This window comes from Streptomyces sp. Ncost-T10-10d (assembly GCF_900091955.1).
Lineage (GTDB): Bacteria > Actinomycetota > Actinomycetes > Streptomycetales > Streptomycetaceae > Streptomyces.
On the sequence record NZ_FMDF01000099.1, the window covers coordinates 62,413 to 79,753 of the forward strand.

The following is a 17,341-nucleotide window of genomic DNA, read 5'->3' on the forward strand; positions in this document are numbered from 1 at the left end:
AATCGAACCCGTCCGGCGGTCCAGGACGGAGCGGGCCGGTTCAGAAGCCGTGCCGGGAGCCGCCGTCGACCGGCAGCATGACGCCCGTCACGTACGACGCAGCGGGCGAGAGCAGGAACGCAGCGGTCCGGCCGAATTCCTCCGGCGTGCCGTAGCGGCGCAGCGGAATACCTGCCTGATTGGCCGTACGAGAGGCTTCCGCATCGCCCGAGCGCGCATCCAGCTCGCGCATCCGGTCCGTGCCGATCCGGCCCGGCAGCACCCCCACCACGCGGATACCCCGAGGACCGAGCTCGTCGGCCAGGGACTTGGCGAAACCGGCCAGGCCGGGGCGCAGACCGTTGGAGATCGTCAGCCCGGCGATCGGCTCGTACACGGAGCCGGAGAGCACGAAGCCGATGACACCGCCCTCGCCGAGGGTGGCCGCCGCGGCCCTGGCAAGGCGTACCGCGCCCAGGAACACCGACTCGAAGGCCGACTGCCACTGCTCGTCGGTGTTGTCGGCGGCGAAGCCGGGCGTCGGTCCACCGACGCTGATGAGAATGCCGTCGAGCCGGCCGAAACGCTCGTGCGCGCTGTCCACCAGACGCTGTGCGGAGGCGGGGTCGGCGTTGTCCGCGGCGAGGCCGACGGCGTCCGGCCCCAGTTCGGCGGCGGCCGCCTCGACGCGCTTCTCGTCCCGGCCGGTGATGATCACCCTCGCGCCGTCCTCGGCCAGCGCCCGCGCCGTGGCGTTGCCCAGCCCCCGGCTTGCTCCGGTGACGATGTACACGCGGTCCTTCAGTCCAAGATCCATGGACCTATCCTGCCGTGCCGCCCTCCAGCGTGTCCTCCCCGGCCAGCGCCATGGCGGTGCCCACGAGCCCGATGTGGCTGAACGCCTGCGGAAAGTTGCCGACCTGCCGGTGCCCGACGATGTCGTACTCCTCGGCGAGCAGCCCCACATCGTTGCGGAGCGTCAGGAGCTGCTCGAAGAGTTCTCTGGCCTCCTCGGCGCGCCCGGTCAGGAGCAGGGCGTCGGCCAGCCAGAACGAGCACGCCAGAAAGGCCCCTTCGCTGCCGGGCAGCCCGTCGATCGAGCTGCCGTCCGTGCTGTAGCGGCGGACCAGACAGCCGCTGCCCAGCTCGTCCCGGACCGCGTCGACCGTCCCGATCATCCGGGGATCGTCCGGCGGCAGGAACCCGGTCCGGGCGATCAGCAGCGTCGCGGCGTCCAGATTCCGGGAGCCGTAGGACTGCGTGAAGGTGTTCCGTACCGGGTCGAACCCCTTCTCGCACACCTCCCGGTGCACGGCGTCACGCATCGCCCGCCACCGCTCGGCGTCGCCGGCCAGCAAGGGGTTCTTCTCCAGGGTGCGTACGGCACGGTCGGCAGCGACCCAGGCCATCACCTTGGAGTGCACGAAGTGGCGGCGCTGGCCGCGGATCTCCCACAGCCCTTCGTCCGGCTCGCGCCAGGTGGACTCCAGGAAGCCGAGCAGGCTGAGCTGAAGGCTCCAGGCGTGCGGCTTGTCGCCCAGGCCCGCCTCGCGCGCGAGCCGCAACGAGTCGATGACCTCTCCGTACACATCGAGCTGGCGCTGGCGTACCGCGGCGTTGCCGATCCGGACCGGGCTGGAGTTCTCGTATCCGCTCAGCCATGGCAGCTCCGACTCGGGCAGCCTGCGCTCGCCCGCCAGGCCGTACATGATCTGCAGATCGGCCGGGTCCCCGGCGACGGCCCGCAGCAGCCAGTCCCGCCAGGCGGCGGCCTCCTCCACATAGCCGGCCGAGAGGAGAGCACCGAGGGTGAGAGTGGAGTCCCGCAGCCAGCAGAAACGGTAGTCCCAGTTCCGTACGCCGCCGATCTCCTCGGGCAGCGAGGTGGTGGGAGCCGCCACGATGCCACCGGTCGGGCCGAAGGTGAGCGCCTTCAGCGTGATCAGCGAGCGGATCACCGCTTCCCGGTACGGGCCCCGGTACTTGCACCGCGCGGACCACTCGGCCCAGTCGGACAGGGTGCTCTTCAGCGCCTCGAACGGGTCGACGAGTTCGGGGCGGGGCGAGTGCGAGGGGTGCCAGGTCAGGACGAATGCCACCTGCTCGCCCGCGGAGACGGTGAACGAGGAGCAGGTGGAGAACTGCTGGCCCCATGTCTTGACCGGCGGCTCGCTGCGCAGCCAGGCCGAGTCCGGCCCCGCGACCGCCACCCGGTGCCCCTGCGAGCGGCGCACCCACGGCACGATCGAGCCGAAGTCGAAGCGCAGCCGGATCACGGAGCTCATCTCGACAGTGCCGCTGATGCCCTCGATGATCCGCATGACATCGGGTTCCTGATCGCGCTGCGGCATGAAGTCGATGACCTTGACCGTGCCGGTACGGGTCTCCCAGAACGTCTCCAGGACGAGGGAGTCACCCGCATAGCCGCGCCGGGTGCAGGTGTCGGCGCCCTTCGGGGCGATCCGCCAGTGGCCGTTGTCCTCGTCGCCGAGCAGCGCCGCGAAGCAGGCGCCCGAGTCGAAGCGGGGCAGGCACAGCCAGTCGACAGAACCGTTCCTGCCGACCAGGGCGGCTGTCTGCAGATCGCCGATGAGGGCATAGTCCTCGATGCGTGGGGTCACGTTCTGGCGTGTTCCCGAACCTGGGCCTCGCTAAGCAGTCCCAGGAGAGATGGGGTCACTCCGACGGACAGCCGAGGCCGTCCCACGGACAGCTCGCCGACACCCGTGCGGAGCCGGTGTCAGGCCGTCGCGGGTTCCGGCTGCTCCGGCTTCTTCGGCTCGGAGGCATCCTGCTCCCCGGCGGCGGCCTTGGCCGCGGCCTCCATCCGGTCGCGCTTCTCCCTGCGGGCGAGGACCACGAAGCCGACCGGGACACCGGCGGCGAACAGCCACCACTGCACGGCGTACGCCATGTGCGGGCCGATCGAGCTGTCGTCGGGAGCCGCGATCAGTTCCGGGGAGTCGCCGGAGGGCTCGGGTCCGGTCTGCTCGATGTAGCCGCCGAGCACGGGCCGGGAGAGCCTTTTGGCCTCCTGGGCGCTGTTGATCAGCATCACCTGGCGGTCCGGCAGGTCCGAGATGTCCTTGATGCCGCTGGCGCTCGTCGTCTCGTCGGCCTTGAGCCGCCCGGTGACGGTCACTTCGCCCTTGGGCACGGCGGGTACGTCGGGGAAGGCGCGCTGGCTATCGGCGGAAGGCACCCAGCCACGGTTGACCAGGACCGTGCCGCCGCCCTTGAGGTCGAGCGGGATCAGTACATGAACGCCGATCCGGCCGTCGGTGGACGTCCGGCGGCGTACGACCACCTCGTGCGCGGTGTCGTACGTACCCGTGGCCGTCACCGCACGCCAGTAGTCGGAGCGCGGGACCGTGTGACCCGGAGAGGTGAGCGAGGCGACCGGAACCGGTTTCGCCTTGAGGTTGCGGGAGATCAGAGAGTTCTGCGCGACCTTGTGCTCGTGCCGGTGCAACTGCCAGAAGCCCAGCTCGACCATCGTGGGAATCAGGACGAGGGAGAGGAGGGCGAGGATCAGCCACTGCCGGGTCAACAGGAAGCGGTACACCCCATGACGGTACAACTGCGTCATGGGGTGCATCGCGGAGGGGTGGGGGAAGAGGGCGCGGCGGCCGGTGATCAGACTTTGTCGACGATGCCCACCTTCCCCTCGGCGCGGGCGCAGTGACCGCCGCAGAACCAGTGCCCGTCGACCTCGACCCCCTGACCGATGATCTGGACCCTGCAGTGTTCACAGAGGGGTGCCATGCGGTGAATGGCGCAGGAGAAGCAGTCGAAGACGTGCACCGCGCCCTGCGCGTGCACCTCGAAGGACATGCCGTAGTCGTTTCCGCAAACCTCGCAACGTGCCATGCGCCACAGGGTGGGACGCAAGGGCGGCGGCGGGCGAGCGGCGGGCGGGTGAGTCGTCCCCGGTTCACTCCGATGACGGCGCGGCCGCCCGCGACGACGCCGGCGCCACATCGCGCAACAGATGGGTGAACGCGCTCTCGTCCAGAACCGGGGTACCGAACGACTTCGCCTTCACCGTCTTCGATGTCGCCGAGTCGGGGTCATTGGTGACGAGCAGGCTGGTCAGCCGGGACACACTGGTCGCCACATGCAGCCCGGCCTCCACGGCCCGGTCCTCCAGCAGCTCACGGTCGACGGAGGTGTCCCCCGAGAACGCCACCCGCATGCCCTGCATGAGGGGTTTGTCCTTCTCGTACCGTCCGGGGTTCGGATGCGGGCACGCCGGACGCTTGCGCGAGGGACGCCAGCTGTTCTGACCGTACGAAGGCTGGTAGCCGACCCGCGGTGTGACCGGGGAGTCCGACCACTCGGTCAGCGGCCGGCACTCCAGCAACGGCAACCGCACCCCGCCCCGCGCCGCCGCATGCAGACTCGGCCGGAATGCCTCGGCCAGCACCCGGGCGTCGTCCAGGGCATGGTGGGCGCGCTGCTGCACGACTCCGAAGTGTGCGGCCAGCGACTCCAGCTTGTGGTTGGGCAGCGGCAGCCGCAGCTCCTTGGAGAGCGCGATGGTGCACAGCCGCTGCTCGACGGGGGCGGTGACCGAGGCCCGTGCGTACTCCCGGGCCAGCATCGACCAGTCGAAAGCGGCGTTGTGCGCGACGAGCACGCGGTTCGCGAGCCGCTCGGAGAGCTGGGCGGCGACCTCCGGGAAGAGCGGAGCGCCCTCAAGGACATCACTGGTCAGCCCGTGGATCCAGACAGGACCGGGATCACGCTGAGGGTTGACGAGGGTGTACCAGTGGTCCTCGACATTGCCCTGCGCGTCCAGGCGGTAGACGGCAGCGGACACTATCCGGTCGTCCCGTGCGAGTCCGGTGGTCTCCACGTCGACGACCGCGTACCCCTGCGGGTAGGCGGTCGGCCACGGTGCTGCGGTCTGGCGGTCGTCGAGCATGGTCACAGAGAATACGGGCCGCGACTGACAGTCTCCTATTCGGCTATTCGGCCGTCTCCCGCCCCCGCATGCCGGTTCCGCGGCGCGACCCCTGTTGTACGGGGCCCGCCAGCAGCCCCTCCACCAGGGCCCGTACGGAATCCGCGAACAGCCGGTCCGGGTCGGCGGGCCGGGCCAGTGCGCGGGCCAGTGCCGGGTCGTCGTCCGCGGTGGACGCGGTCCACAGATCTCCCTCGCCGGGTGACTGGACGGGGGACCGCTCCCGGTTGCGTTCCACGAGCAGGAAGCCGACGGTCTGGAACTGCACCGCCCGCACCGCTGCCGCCGCCCGCGCCCCGCGCAGCCCCGCGGCGTGCACCTCGTGGACGAGGGCCTGTTGCGCGGGGAGGAACATCCGCTCGGTGAGCCCTCGTTCGTGAACCATCGCGATCAGATGCGGCCTGGCCCGCAGTTCGCGGCGCAGGCCGCGGGCGACGGAGACGATGCGGGCCGCCGGGGTCCGGCCGGCCGGACGGAGGATGCCCATCTCCTGCACGGTGCGCTCGACGAGGGCGTCCAGCAGCGATTCACGATTGCCGACGTGCCAGTAGATCGACGTGACCGCGGTGCCCAGTTCCGCGGCGAGAGCGCGCATGGTGAGGGCCTGCGGGCCGTGCCGCTTCACCAGGGCGCCGGCCGTGTCGAGGACCTCTTCGCGGGTCAGTGACGATCGCGCCACAGCGCTCCTTGATTCTCGAACTCCGTTATGTGCATGCCTATTTACCCTTCATCGGCGTCGGTGTAACTGTGTTACAGAACCGCACGGAGAACCGAGACACCGAGACACGGAGAACCGATTCACGGACGACCGAGAAGGGTGGTACGGCATGGCACGTGTACGGTACGGCGCGCGCACCGAGGCCGAGATCGCGGCGGCCCGCGCGGCCCGCTCCACACTCCCCGACATCTGGTCCACCGGCGTGGTGGCCCTCTGGGAGAGCGACCCCGACGCGGTGGCGGCCGTCCTCCCGCCGCCCCTCAAGCCCGCGCAGCGCCCGCTCGTCCGGGCCGGCATCAGTACGGTCGAACTCCCCGGCTACCCACTCGGTGCGGGCTCCGTCGCCGTCGCCGCCGTCCACGACGGCCACGAGGGCTGGTACCCGCTCGTCATGCCGATGACCCATGAACGGGCTCTGATCGGCGGCCGTGAGGTGTTCGGCGAACCGAAGAAGCTCGGCGAGGTGACCGTCGAACGCGACGGCCTCGTCGTCCGTGCCGCGCTCGCCCGGCACGGCATCGCGTTCGTCGAGGTGCGCGGCGCGGTCAGCGGGCCGCTCCCGCTGCCCCCGCCGACGGCCAAGCTCGACTTCTACTTCAAATTCCTGCCCGCGGTGGACGGTGAGGGCTTCGACTCCGACCCCGTCCTGATCCACTGCACCCGTCACGAGAAGGTCCGCAGACTGGAACGCATCTCGGGCGACGTGGTGCTGCGCGAGTCGATGTACGACCCGGTCGCCGATCTCCCCGTACGACGGCTGGTCGACCTCACCATCGGTGAGAAGACCAGCGACCAACAGGGCAGGGCCGTGGAGCGGGTGAGCGCCGAAGCTCTGCTGCCGTACATCCACCAGCGTTACGACGACCCGCAGCAGATCCACGACGGCCCGCCGGAAGGAAGCGTCCGATGAGACTGGAGGAGGGTCAGGTCGCCGTCGTCACCGGCGCCGCGAGCGGCATCGGCCTGGCGATGGCACGCAGGTTCGCTGCCGAGGGGCTGAAGGTCGTCCTCGCCGATGTGGAGGAGGGCGCGCTCGACAAGGCGGCGGGCGAACTGCGCCGGGACGGTGCGCGGGTGCTGGCCCGGGCCGTCGACGTCGGCGAGCGGGAATCCGTACAGGCCCTGGCCGAAGCCGCGTACGACACCTTCGGCGCCGTGCATGTGCTGTGCAACAACGCCGGTGTCGGCTCCGGGGCCGAGGGCCGGATGTGGGAGCACGAGCCGAACGACTGGAAGTGGGCGTTCGCGGTCAATGTGTGGGGTGTCTTCCACGGCATCCAGGCGTTCGTGCCGCGCATGATCGCGGACGGCGGCCCCGGCCATGTCGTCAACACCTCGTCCGGCGACGGCGGGATCGCCCCGCTGCCGACCGCCTCCGTGTACGCGGTCACCAAGTCCGCCGTCGTCACGATGACCGAGTCGCTGTACGCACATCTGAAGGCGGATGGCGCGCCGGTCGGCGCCTCGGTGCTCTTCCCCGGCCCGCACATGCTCCGTACCGGGCTGTGGGAGTCGTACCGCAACCGGCCCGAGCGGTACGCCAAGGAGCGGCCGCGCCGGACCCCGTACCGCAGCCTCGACCAGTGGGAGTCCGCCATGCGGGCAGCGGGCCACGAGGTGGAGTTCACCCCGGTGGAGGACGTCGCGGGGACCGTCGTGGACGGGATACGTGCCGACCGCTTCTGGATGCTGCCGGACAGCGAGCGCAGCGACCGGCAGATCCGTGCCAGGTCGCAGTCGATGCTCGACCGGACCAACCCGTCGTACCTGGAGAGCTTCGTACTCGACTGAGGAGCGAGCGATGACCGACGACCCGTACCTGATCATCTCCTCCGACTGCCACGCCGGGCTGCCCACCGAGGAGTACCGGCCCTATCTCGACCCCCGCTTCCACCGGGAGTTCGACGACTTCCTCGCCGGGCGCGACCGCCGCCGCGAGGAGATGACCCGCCTCGGTGTACGCAACGAGGCCTTCGCCGACAAGTGGTTCCACGACAACGAGGAAGGACTCAAGGGCGGTTGGGACGCCGCACAGCGTCTCAAGGAGCTCGACGGCGACGGGGTGGCGGCCGAGGTCGTCTTCCCGGACGCGGACGCCGTCGACAGCCGGACCGCCGCCCCGTTCGGCGTCGGCCTCGGCCTCTCCGGCGACCAGGACCCGGATCTCGGCATGGCGGGCGCGCAGGCCCACAACCGGTGGCTCGCCGAATTCGTCTCGCAGAACCCCGAACGCCACTGCGGCGTCGCCCTGTTGCCCGTCACCGGCGAGGTCGACCGGGTCGTCGCCGAGATCCACCGGGCCAAGGAGTCCGGACTCGGGGCGCTGATGATCCCCTCCATGTGGGTCGACAAGGCCCCGTACCACGACCGCCGTTACGACCCTGTGTGGGCGGCCGCCGCCGAGACGGGGATGCCGGTGGTCACCCACTCCGGCGCGGCCCCGCGCCACGAGTACGGCGACCACCTCGGGATCTATGTCTCCGAGGTCACCTGGTGGCCTTCCCGCCCGCTCTGGTTCCTCCTCTGGTCGGGCGCCTTCGAACGCCATCCCGGGCTGAGGTTCGGCGTCGCCGAGTCCGGCTGCTGGTGGCTGCCGAACCTCCTCTGGTTCATGGACCGGCTCTACCTCGGCGCCCACGGCGGAAAGAAGCTCTCCCCGTTCGCCGAACTGAAGCGGCCCCCGCACGAGTACCTCGACCGCCAGGTCTTCATCTGCGCCACCAACACCAAACGCCGCGAACTCGCCCAGCGGTACGAGATCGGCGTCGACAACATCCTGTGGGGCAGCGACTTCCCGCACCCCGAAGGCACCTGGCCGAACACCGCGAACTGGCTGCGCAACACCTTCCACGACATCCCGGTGGCCGAGACCCGCCGCATGCTGGGCCTAGCCGCGGCCGAGGTCTTCGGCTTCGACACGGCGAAGCTCGCCCCGATCGCCGAGCGCATCGGCCCCACACCCGAGGACCTGGGCCAGAGCGCCGACCAGACAGCGGTCGAGGCGTCCTGGGCCAGATCGCGCGAAGTGGGCCGGCACTGGCTGACCGACCACGACTTCCCGGTCCTGGGGGTTCAGTGATGGACCGGCACATGGACCGCTACACGGTCATCTCCGCCGACTGCCATGCCGGAGCCGATCTCCTCGACTACAGGCCCTACCTGGAAGCGAAGTACCACGACGACTTCGACGCGTGGGCGGCGACCTACGTCAATCCGTACGAGGACCTCCTCGCAGACACCGCAGACCGCAACTGGAACTCCGCACGCCGCGTCGCGGAGCTGGAGGCGGACGGCATCGTGGCGGAGGTCCTCTTCCCCAACACCATCCCGCCGTTCTTCCCCTCCGCCTCCCTGATGGCGCCCGCGCCGTCGCAGACGGAGTACGAACAGCGCTGGGCCGGCCTGCGCGCCCACAACCGCTGGCTCGCCGACTTCTGCGCGCAGGTACCGGGCCGGCGCGCGGGCGTGGCACAGATCCTTCTCAACGACCCGGCGGAAGCGGTCCGCGAGGTCCGCCGCATCAAGGCCGCCGGCCTGACCGGCGGCATCCTGCTGCCCGGGGCCCCGCCAGGCTCCGGGATTCCTGAGCTGTACTCGCAGGTGTACGACCCACTGTGGGCGGTCTGCGAGGAACTGGACGTACCGGTGAACCATCACGGCGGCTCGGCCTCCCCGCCGCTCGGCGACGAACCGGCCGCCCGCGCCGTCTTCATGGTGGAGACGACCTGGTTCTCGCACCGGGCGCTGTGGCACCTGGTCTTCGGCGGAGCGTTCCGCCGCCACCCCGGGCTGAAACTGGTCCTCACCGAACAGGGCTCCGGCTGGATCCCGGGTGTCGTGGAGATGCTGGACTACTACCACGGACGGCTGGTCGCGGCGGCGACCCGGGCACCCACCGCCGAGTCCAAATTCGGTGCGGGGCTCGCCGCTTCGATGGGGAACAGCCCCAGTGAGGTCTGGCGCGACAACTGCTACGTGGGCGCCAGCTTCATGCGGCCGCACGAGGTGCCGCTGCGCGACCGGATCGGCCTCGACAAGATCATGTGGGGCAGCGACTATCCGCACGACGAGGGGACCGCCCCGTACTCACGGGAGGGCCTGCGGATCGCGTACGCGGGCCTGCCGCCCGAGGAGATCGCGGCCATGGTCGGCGGCAACGCCGCGCGCGTCTACGGGTTCGACCTGGCGGCGCTCGACCGCATCGCGGCCAGGGTCGGCCCGACGGTCGGGGAGATCGCCGAGCCGCTGAAGGAGGTTCCGCCGGACGCGACCAGCCCCGCCTTCGCGCCGGGCGGGTCGGTACGCGTCTGGTGACCGGACGGGGTGAGACCATCCCCGGGTGACGGATACCCAGGCGCATGACGAAGCGCACGGCAATGGGCTCGGCGCGCGGCTGAACTGGCTGCGCGCCGCGGTCCTCGGCGCCAACGACGGCGTGGTCTCCACCGCGGGCCTGGTCGTCGGCGTGGCCGGCGCCACCGGCGACCGCGGCGCTCTGCTCACGGCAGGCCTGGCCGGACTGCTGGCGGGGTCCATGTCTATGGCGGCGGGCGAGTACGTATCGGTCTCCACCCAGCGCGATTCGGAGCGGGCCGCGCTGGCGACGGAGAAACGCGAGCTGGCGGAGACCCCGGAGGCCGAACTCGTCGAACTCACCGGCCTGTTGGAGAGCAAGGGTCTGAGCCGGGAAGTCGCCCGCGAGGCCGCCCTCCAGCTCACCGAACGCGATGCGCTGCGCGCCCACGCGGAGGTCGAGCTGGGCATCGACCCGGACGAGCTGACGAACCCGTGGCATGCGGCGGGCGCGAGCTTCCTGGCGTTCACGGTGGGCGCGCTGCTGCCCCTGCTGGCGATCGTGCTGCCCCCGGCGTCGCTGCGGCTCCTGGTGACCGTGCTGTCGGTACTGGCGGCGCTGGCATTGACGGGCTGGTGGAGCGCACGGCTGGGCGACGCGGCACCGTGGCGGGCGGTGCTGCGGAACATGGGCGGGGGAGCGGTGGCGATGGCGGTCACCTACGCGGCGGGGGAGTTGTTGGGGGCGGTGGGGGTTTAGGGGCGGCGGACGATGCGCTCGGGCGGGAAGAGTTCGGTGCCGGTGGCCACGGTGTCGTTCCAGAGTGTGATGGTCGGGTTCTCCAGATCGGCCAGCGGGGAGATGTCCACAGGGCCCGCCTGGTCGAAGCGCGCGGCAGCTGCATCCGCCGGTCCCGGTTCAGCGCGCACATCAGCGGATTGGTCGCCAGCCGGCCCAGATCCCGGCGCATTCCGACCGCCCGCCGCAGCGAGCCCTCGTACGTGTCGAGCTGCGCACGGTCGTCGTCGGACAGGCACTCCGCCCTCGCCGCGTCGTGCCAGTGCCCGATGAACGCGCGGATGTCGTCCCGCTCCATCGGCAGCAACGAGTGTGCGACGAAGCCCTGCTGCCCCAGCCACCCGTCCGGGACGGCGGACGGGCGGGTCGTGACCACGTAGCGGGCCTGGGGGTACGCCGCGATCAGGTCCTTGAGCCAGCGCTCGGTCCGGTTGCGCAGCCGCATCGGAACCTCGTCCACCCCGTCGACCAGGACGAGCGCCCGGCCCTCGGCCAGCAGCCGGTCCGCCCACCCCGCGGGCGCCGAGCCGTGCAGCGGAACCCCGGTCGTGCGCAGGAACTCGTCCGGGGCGGGCAAGGTCTCGTACGACGTGAAAGCGCGCAGCCGAAGGACGAACGGTACGCAGCGAGCTTCGGCGCCACCAGCGACCTGGTGATCGTGCCGATCACCGTCGTGGCCAGCCGAAGCATCGCAACTTCCATACTCTGCACGGCAGTTCCTCCCCCACGGAAGCTCCAGTACAGGGATCGTACGACGCCCGTATTGGCAGAAGTCACCAAAGACTGCTGACACCGCGTCTCGCATACTTGTTGGTAACAACGTCTAGTCCCCGGCCGACCTGCGGCTCTACGGTGCTCGCATGCCGCCGAACCTGCCCGATGTCGTGCTCTGGTCCATACCGGCCTTCGTCCTGCTCACTGTCCTCGAAATGGCCCTCCACCACTTCCATCCCGATGACGAAGCCGCCGGGTACGAGGCGAAGGACGCCGTCACCAGCATCACCATGGGGCTCGGCAGCCTGGCTTTCGACCTGCTGTGGAAAGTGCCCATCGTCGCGATCTACACCGCGGTCTACGAGCTGACCCCGCTCCGGGTCCCCGTGCTGTGGTGGACCGTCCTGCTGATGCTGCTCGCCCAGGACTTCTTCTACTACTGGTCGCACCGGGGCCACCACATCATCCGGATTCTCTGGGCCTGCCATGTGGTCCACCACTCGAGCCGGAAGTTCAACCTCTCCACCGCGCTGCGCCAGCCCTGGACGTCGCTGACCGTCTGGCCGTTCTATGTGCCGCTCATCGCCTGCGGTGTCCATCCGGCCGCGCTCGCCTTCTGCTCGTCGGCGAACCTCGTCTACCAGTTCTGGGTGCACACGGAGCGCATCGACAAACTCCCCAGGCCCTTCGAGTACGTACTGAACACGCCCTCCCACCACCGGGTGCACCACGCGTCGCAGGGCGGCTATCTGGACCGGAACTTCGGCGGCATCCTGATCCTGTGGGACCGGCTCTTCGGGTCCTTCACCGCCGAGACGGAGCGGCCCGTGTTCGGCCTCACCAAGAACATCGACACATTCAATCCGCTCCGTGTCGCCACTCATGAGTACGCCGCCATCGCCCGCGACGTGCGGGCGGCGGGCAGCTGGAGCGAGCGGGCCGGGCGGATCTTCCGCGGGCCCGGCTGGCAGCCGGCCGGAACGGCCGCCCGTACGGCCCTCCCCGCCCAGGAGCGCACCGGATGAGCGCCGCTGCCGTCACGGACCGGCGGGAACGTCTCGTGCGCCCGCTGCTCATCGCCTTCCTGGTGGCCTCGGCCGTCGATCTCTTCGGTGTGCTCGCAGATGTCGGAGCCGCACACCTCGTCGCCAAGCCCCTGCTGATGCCGCTGCTGGCCGGGTACACCGCCGCGCGGCGCGGCCCCGGGCTGCTCATCGCGGCGCTCCTGTTCGGCTGGGGCGGCGACACGCTGCTGCTGCCCGATGCCGATGCCGCCTTCCTCATCGGGATGGGCTCCTTCGCCGCAGGTCACGTCTGCTACCTGTGGCTCTTCGGACGTGCCCGCAGCTCGCTGCCCGTCGGGTTCGTCTACGCCGCCGTCCTGGCCACCTTCGTCGCGCTGCTCTGGAGCGGGCTGCCGGCGGACATGCGGATTCCGATGACCGGCTACAGCCTGCTGCTCACGGCGATGGCGTACCGCGCCGGCACCCTCGGCCGGTACGCGGCTGCCGGAGGGGCGCTCTTCCTGCTCTCCGACGCGCTCATCGCCACCGGCATCGCCGACTGGCCGCAGCTGCCCGCTCCCGACTTCTGGGTCATGCTCACCTACATCGCCGCGCAGTTCCTGCTGACCGTCGGAGCGCTCGCACCCGGTGCGAAATGGGCCGGTGTCGGTCCCGGGGCGTACCGTGAGCGGAGCATCAGTATCTGAGATCAGCAAGGACCCCCACGCATGCGCGCCACCGTCATCCACGCCCCCCACGACATACGTGTGCAGGAGGTGCCGGACCCGTCGATCCAGCAGCCCACCGATGTGGTGCTGCGGGTCCTGCGGGCCTGTATCTGCGGCAGCGACCTGTGGGCGTACCGCGGTGAGTCCGCCCGGCAGCCCGGCCAGCGCATCGGGCACGAGTTCCTCGGGATCGTCGAGGAGGCGGGCTCCGAGGTGGCCGGCTTCGCCGTCGGTGACCTCGTCGTCGCACCCTTCGTCTGGTCCGACGGCACCTGCGCGTACTGCGCGGAGGGCCTGACCACCTCCTGCCCGCAGGGTGGCTTCTGGGGATCGGTCGGCTCCGACGGCGGGCAGGGCGAGGCCGTGCGCGTCCCGTTCGCCGACGGCACTCTGGTCAAGCTCCCCGCCGCCGCGGCCTCCGACGACCACCTGCTCACCGCGCTGCTGGCCCTGTCCGACGTGCTCGGCACCGGACACCACGCCGCCGTCGGCGCAGGCGTGACGCCCGGCACCACGGTCGCGGTCGTCGGTGACGGAGCGGTCGGACTGTGCGGCGTCATGGCCGCCAAGCGGCTCGGCGCCGAGCGGATCATCGCGCTCGGCCGCCACCAGGTGCGTACGGACATCGCCCGCACGTTCGGCGCCACGGACGTCGTCGCCGAGCGCGGCGAAGCGGCCGTCGAAGCCGTACGGGAACTGCTCGGCGGCGAGGGCGCGCACGCCGTGATCGAGGCCGTCGGCACCGAGCAGTCGATGCGCACCGCCGTCGGGATCGCCCGCGACGGCGGCTCCATCGGCTACGTCGGCGTGCCGCACGGCAGCGGCACCGGCCTGGACCTGGGCGTCATGTTCGACCGGAACATCGCCCTGCGAGGCGGCGTCGCCCCCGTGCGCACGTACATTCCGGAGCTGCTCCCCGACGTGCTGTCCGGCACGATCGACCCGTCGCCCGTCTTCGACCTGACCATCGGCCTCGACGACGTCCCCGCCGGTTACAAGGCGATGGACAACCGGACGGCGCTGAAGGTACTCATCAAGCCGTGAGCCAGGCGGTCGCGTCCGCCCCCAGAGGGCCGGGCGGGCGCGACCAGTCGGCGGGGGAACCGTCGAAGGCGACCGGCGGCAGGGCGTGCCGCAGCCGGCCCAGCGGGCTGTCCGTCTCCGTGAGCCACTTCTCCGGGTCGTACGAACCCCCGGCCCCGGCGCCGGGCTCCTGCCGGGCGGGCAGCTCGTCCAGCAGCCAGGCGGCGGTACGGGCGAGCGAGAGCGTGACCAGCCGGGAGCCGCCGTCGTCGTGCTGCTCGGTCAGTGCGCGCAGCACGGCGGCGGCCAGCAGGTAGCCCGTGCCGTGGTCGAGGGCCTGGGCGGGCAGCGCACCGGGCGGGTTCTCGGGCCCTGCCGCGGCCTCGACCGAGGCGATGCCGGTGGCCACCTGCACCAGGCTGTCGAAGCCGCGCCGCTGCGCCCATGGACCGTGCCCCCAGGCGGACAGGCGCCCGATCACCAGCCCGGGTCTGCGCGCGGCCAGGGAGTCCGGCGTCAGGCCGAACCGCTCGACCGCACCGGGCCGGTAGCCGACGACGACCACATCCGCGCCGGCCAGCAGCTCGTCGAACGCGGCCGCACCGGAGCGGCTGCCGAGATCCAGCTCGACCGACCGCTTCCCGAAACCGGTGTCGCTGTGCGCGTCCTGGCTCTCCGGGAGCTGCGGGGCGTCGATCCGCAGGACGTCCGCGCCGAGCAGTGCGAGCGTACGGGTGGCGACGGGCCCCGCGATGACCCGGGTGAGGTCCAGTACACGCAACCCGGCTGCGGGCAGCAGCGGTTCACCGGCGAGCGCCGCGGTCCGGCGGACCGGCACGCTGTCGATACGGTCCCTGGCCACCAGCGGCGTGCCCGCGACCGCGACACCCCGAGGGTCGGCCGCCCACTCCTCGGGCGTACGGGCGACCACGGCCAGGCCGCCCGCGGCGTACACCGTCCGCTCGATCTCCGGGCCCCGGCGCCCGGCGAACGAGGCGGCAACGGCGTCCACGGCGATGCCGTCCGAGGTGTCCGTGGGCAGCCCCAGCGTGGCGAGCAACCGGGCCCGGTGGTGCGGGTAGTTGGCGTGCGTACGGACCCAGCCGTCCGCCGTGCGCCAGAACCGGGACAGCGGGGCGAAGTTGGTCGGTGCGCGCCCGTCGATCCTCAGATGGCGCTCGCTCGTGAACGCCGTGGCCACCGCACCGGCGTCGACCAGGACCTGTGACACGGGTCGCGCGGTGCGGCGGGCGGCCAGTTCGGCGGCGGCCAGTGAACAGACCGCGACGGCGGAACGGGCCAGATCCATGACGGGCAGCCGTGCGGGCAGCAGCCCGTCGGGACCGCTCGTACCGATGTGCGCAAGAAGCGCGGGATCACCGCCGAGCGCCGCCCAGGCCTGCTCCGTACCGGACTTTCGTGCATGAGTCATTCCCGCACTATGGCACTGAGTGCCACGAGTCGGGAAGCTACCTGGAAAGAAGTGGCGGGAGGGGCCGGCCGACGACTCCGAGCCCCTCCCGCTCCGCCGCGTCACCTACCGGCGGACCGCGTTCAGCGCGTTCACCACACCGGCGCCGTAGAAGCCGTTGTGGTTCTTGTCGCCCTCGCAGACGGCGTCGATCTTGCCGTCACCGTTGATGTCGTACGGAGCACCGCACTCGGTGGCGTCGGCGCCGGACGTCAGGAGCGCCTTCACCTGGGCCGCCGAGGCGTGCGGATGCGTCGACTTGATCAGGGCCGCGACACCCGCGACATGCGGGGAGGCCATCGACGTACCGTTCTTGTAGCCGTACTTGCCGCCCGGCAGCGTGGACAGGATCGCACCGTTCGTGGCGGGCGGTGCGGGCGTCTGGTAGACCGTCGAGTCACCGCCCGGGGCCGCCACATCGATGACACCGTTCCCGTAGTTCGAGTACGAGGACTTCAGCCCCTTGGCACCGGTCGCGGAGACCGTCACGACGCCCGGCAGCATCGCCGGGATGTCGAGGCACTCGCGCGGGTCGATGGTCCGGGTGGCCGCCGTGGTGTCGTTCGGGCTGGTCGTGTCGTCGATCGCGCCGGAGGCCAGGTCGAAGCGGCTGTTGCCGGCCGAGGCGACATTGACCGTGCCCTTGTGCTCCGCGTAGCGCGTGGCACGGGCGACGGCCTCGACCAGAGCGCCCTGGTCCGGGTCGTTCTTGCAGTTGAACATCCACGGGTCGGTGTAGTAGCTGTTGTTGGTGACATCGACACCGTGCTCGGCGGCCCAGACGAAGCCGCAGACGATCGACTCGGTGTAGAAGAAGCCGTTCGGGTTCGCGACCTTGATGCCGGCGACCTTCACGCCCGGTGCGACACCCGTCACCCCGACGCCGTTCTTCGCGGCGGCGATGGTGCCCGCGACATGCGTGCCGTGGTCGCTCTCACCGGCCTTGGGACGCCATGCGCCGTCCGTCGTGTCCGGCGCCCCGGACACGCAGCTCGCGGAGGCCCCGCGGTCGAAGTTCGGTGCCAGGTCCGGGTGGGTGTCGTCGACACCCGTGTCGATGACCGCGACGGTGACCTTGCTGCTGCCCAGCGTCTTCTGGTGCGCCTGGTCCGCCTTGATGGCGGGCAGATCCCACTGCAGGGGCTCCATCGGATCCTGGTCCGCCGTCGCCTCCGCCGCCGCGCTCCGGGCCTGCTCGGCGGTGAGCGGCTGCGCGACCCCGATGTCCGTGGTGGCCTGCGGAACGATGGGGCTGGTCCGGGTGGCCCCGGCCGAATCGACCCCCTTGACCCGGCGGATCGACTTCGCGAAGTCCGGGTTCTGCGACTCGACGACGATGACGCCGATCTGCTCATAGGCGATCACCACCGTGCCGCCGGCCTCGGCTATCGCCTTCTTCACCTGCTTGACGGTGCCGTGATTGCTCCGCGTGTTGACGACGTACGAGAGCTTCGGGCCGTCCGTCGACACCGCCGCCGTGGGCTGGGCGTCCACCGGTGCGGCAGAGGCGGCACCCGTCGGCAGGAAGCCGAGCGAGGCCGTGAGTGCCAATCCGACGGGCAGCGTCAGTGCGCGCGTCCGTCTGGATCCCAGATGAGCCATGGGGTCTCCACATCATCCGTGCGGTCGACCGGACACGGGGTGTG

General features: G+C 70.8%; 16 protein-coding genes and 1 pseudogene. 8 read left to right on the forward strand and 9 right to left on the reverse strand.

Going from position 1 to position 17,341, the window contains the following annotated elements:
• Positions 1–40 precede the first annotated feature (40 nt).
• The 6 genes from GA0115254_RS14845 to GA0115254_RS14870 all read right to left on the reverse strand — a co-directional run bounded on the left by GA0115254_RS14845 (position 41) and on the right by GA0115254_RS14870 (position 5,624).
• On the reverse strand, positions 41–796 hold the full coding sequence (locus tag GA0115254_RS14845; protein ID WP_093895747.1) for an SDR family oxidoreductase: 756 nt from the start codon (positions 794–796) through the stop codon (positions 41–43).
• A 4-nt stretch (positions 797–800) separates the two neighbouring features.
• Positions 801–2,600 (reverse strand): glycoside hydrolase family 15 protein, encoded by a 1,800-nt coding sequence (locus tag GA0115254_RS14850; RefSeq protein ID WP_093895748.1) that lies wholly within the window; start codon positions 2,598–2,600, stop codon positions 801–803.
• A gap of 119 nt (positions 2,601–2,719) precedes the next feature.
• Complete coding sequence (locus tag GA0115254_RS14855; protein WP_093895749.1) at positions 2,720–3,544, reverse strand: SURF1 family cytochrome oxidase biogenesis protein; 825 nt, start codon at positions 3,542–3,544, stop codon at positions 2,720–2,722.
• Positions 3,545–3,615: 71 nt separating this feature from the next.
• Positions 3,616–3,849: a hypothetical protein gene (locus GA0115254_RS14860; RefSeq protein WP_093895750.1), complete on the reverse strand. Its 234-nt coding sequence runs from the start codon at positions 3,847–3,849 to the stop codon at positions 3,616–3,618.
• 64 nt (positions 3,850–3,913) lie between these two features.
• A complete protein-coding gene (locus GA0115254_RS14865; RefSeq protein ID WP_093895751.1) occupies positions 3,914–4,912 on the reverse strand; it encodes a DEDDh family exonuclease in 999 nt (332 codons plus the stop codon).
• Positions 4,913–4,949: 37 nt separating this feature from the next.
• Entirely contained in the window at positions 4,950–5,624 is a 675-nt protein-coding gene (locus tag GA0115254_RS14870; RefSeq protein WP_093895752.1) for a TetR/AcrR family transcriptional regulator, read from the reverse strand.
• Positions 5,625–5,772: 148 nt separating this feature from the next.
• Between GA0115254_RS14870 and GA0115254_RS14875 the strand changes: the two genes are divergently transcribed.
• From GA0115254_RS14875 to GA0115254_RS14895, 5 genes are read left to right on the forward strand one after another with little or no spacing between them, the layout of a single operon-like run.
• A complete protein-coding gene (locus GA0115254_RS14875) occupies positions 5,773–6,573 on the forward strand; it encodes an acetoacetate decarboxylase family protein (protein ID WP_093895753.1) in 801 nt (266 codons plus the stop codon).
• On the forward strand, positions 6,570–7,454 hold the full coding sequence (locus GA0115254_RS14880) for an SDR family NAD(P)-dependent oxidoreductase (protein WP_093895754.1): 885 nt from the start codon (positions 6,570–6,572) through the stop codon (positions 7,452–7,454). Before GA0115254_RS14875 ends, GA0115254_RS14880 begins: the two co-directional genes overlap by 4 nt.
• Before the next feature lie 10 nt (positions 7,455–7,464).
• Positions 7,465–8,742 (forward strand): amidohydrolase family protein, encoded by a 1,278-nt coding sequence (locus GA0115254_RS14885; protein WP_093895755.1) that lies wholly within the window; start codon positions 7,465–7,467, stop codon positions 8,740–8,742.
• Between the two features lie 11 nt (positions 8,743–8,753).
• Positions 8,754–9,977, forward strand: coding sequence for an amidohydrolase family protein (locus GA0115254_RS14890; protein WP_093895756.1), 1,224 nt, complete (start codon positions 8,754–8,756; stop codon positions 9,975–9,977).
• Positions 9,978–10,002: 25 nt separating this feature from the next.
• Positions 10,003–10,716, forward strand: a complete 714-nt coding sequence (locus GA0115254_RS14895) for a VIT1/CCC1 transporter family protein (RefSeq protein WP_093895757.1) — start codon at positions 10,003–10,005, stop codon at positions 10,714–10,716.
• A gap of 127 nt (positions 10,717–10,843) precedes the next feature.
• On the opposite strand, the pseudogene GA0115254_RS46050 reads toward GA0115254_RS14895, so the two are convergent.
• Positions 10,844–11,383 (reverse strand): annotated as a pseudogene (locus GA0115254_RS46050) (NACHT domain-containing NTPase); the annotation flags it as partial.
• A gap of 232 nt (positions 11,384–11,615) precedes the next feature.
• Between GA0115254_RS46050 and GA0115254_RS14905 the strand changes: the two are divergent.
• Genes GA0115254_RS14905 through GA0115254_RS14915 form a run of 3 tightly spaced genes read left to right on the forward strand, consistent with a single transcriptional unit; the run spans position 11,616 to position 14,245 of the window.
• Positions 11,616–12,494, forward strand: a complete 879-nt coding sequence (locus GA0115254_RS14905) for a sterol desaturase family protein (RefSeq protein ID WP_093895759.1) — start codon at positions 11,616–11,618, stop codon at positions 12,492–12,494.
• Positions 12,491–13,180, forward strand: a complete 690-nt coding sequence (locus GA0115254_RS14910) for a lysoplasmalogenase (RefSeq protein WP_093895760.1) — start codon at positions 12,491–12,493, stop codon at positions 13,178–13,180. Before GA0115254_RS14905 ends, GA0115254_RS14910 begins: the two co-directional genes overlap by 4 nt.
• A gap of 21 nt (positions 13,181–13,201) precedes the next feature.
• Entirely contained in the window at positions 13,202–14,245 is a 1,044-nt protein-coding gene (locus GA0115254_RS14915; protein ID WP_093895761.1) for a zinc-dependent alcohol dehydrogenase family protein, read from the forward strand.
• Here GA0115254_RS14915 and GA0115254_RS14920 read toward each other — a convergent pair.
• Both GA0115254_RS14920 and GA0115254_RS14925 read right to left on the reverse strand, forming a co-directional pair.
• Positions 14,235–15,656 carry a CoA transferase gene (locus GA0115254_RS14920; RefSeq protein ID WP_093895762.1) on the reverse strand — a complete coding sequence of 474 codons (1,422 nt, stop codon included), beginning with the start codon at positions 15,654–15,656 and terminating at the stop codon, positions 14,235–14,237. The genes GA0115254_RS14915 and GA0115254_RS14920 overlap by 11 nt on opposite strands.
• A gap of 105 nt (positions 15,657–15,761) precedes the next feature.
• On the reverse strand, positions 15,762–17,297 hold the full coding sequence (locus tag GA0115254_RS14925; protein ID WP_093895763.1) for a S8 family peptidase: 1,536 nt from the start codon (positions 17,295–17,297) through the stop codon (positions 15,762–15,764).
• Between the last annotated feature and the right edge of the window lie 44 nt (positions 17,298–17,341).

Coding starts and splice junctions, on each gene's coding strand:
- GA0115254_RS14875 (WP_093895753.1), top strand. CDS start 5,773: ATGGCACGTGTACGGTACGGCGCGCGCACCGAGGCCGAGATCGCGGCG.
- GA0115254_RS14845 (WP_093895747.1), bottom strand. CDS start 796: ATGGATCTTGGACTGAAGGACCGCGTGTACATCGTCACCGGAGCAAGC.
- GA0115254_RS14920 (WP_093895762.1), bottom strand. CDS start 15,656: ATGACTCATGCACGAAAGTCCGGTACGGAGCAGGCCTGGGCGGCGCTC.
- GA0115254_RS14890 (WP_093895756.1), top strand. CDS start 8,754: ATGGACCGCTACACGGTCATCTCCGCCGACTGCCATGCCGGAGCCGAT.
- GA0115254_RS14915 (WP_093895761.1), top strand. CDS start 13,202: ATGCGCGCCACCGTCATCCACGCCCCCCACGACATACGTGTGCAGGAG.
- GA0115254_RS14880 (WP_093895754.1), top strand. CDS start 6,570: ATGAGACTGGAGGAGGGTCAGGTCGCCGTCGTCACCGGCGCCGCGAGC.
- GA0115254_RS14885 (WP_093895755.1), top strand. CDS start 7,465: ATGACCGACGACCCGTACCTGATCATCTCCTCCGACTGCCACGCCGGG.
- GA0115254_RS14925 (WP_093895763.1), bottom strand. CDS start 17,297: ATGGCTCATCTGGGATCCAGACGGACGCGCGCACTGACGCTGCCCGTC.
- GA0115254_RS14860 (WP_093895750.1), bottom strand. CDS start 3,849: ATGGCACGTTGCGAGGTTTGCGGAAACGACTACGGCATGTCCTTCGAG.
- GA0115254_RS14910 (WP_093895760.1), top strand. CDS start 12,491: ATGAGCGCCGCTGCCGTCACGGACCGGCGGGAACGTCTCGTGCGCCCG.
- GA0115254_RS14905 (WP_093895759.1), top strand. CDS start 11,616: ATGCCGCCGAACCTGCCCGATGTCGTGCTCTGGTCCATACCGGCCTTC.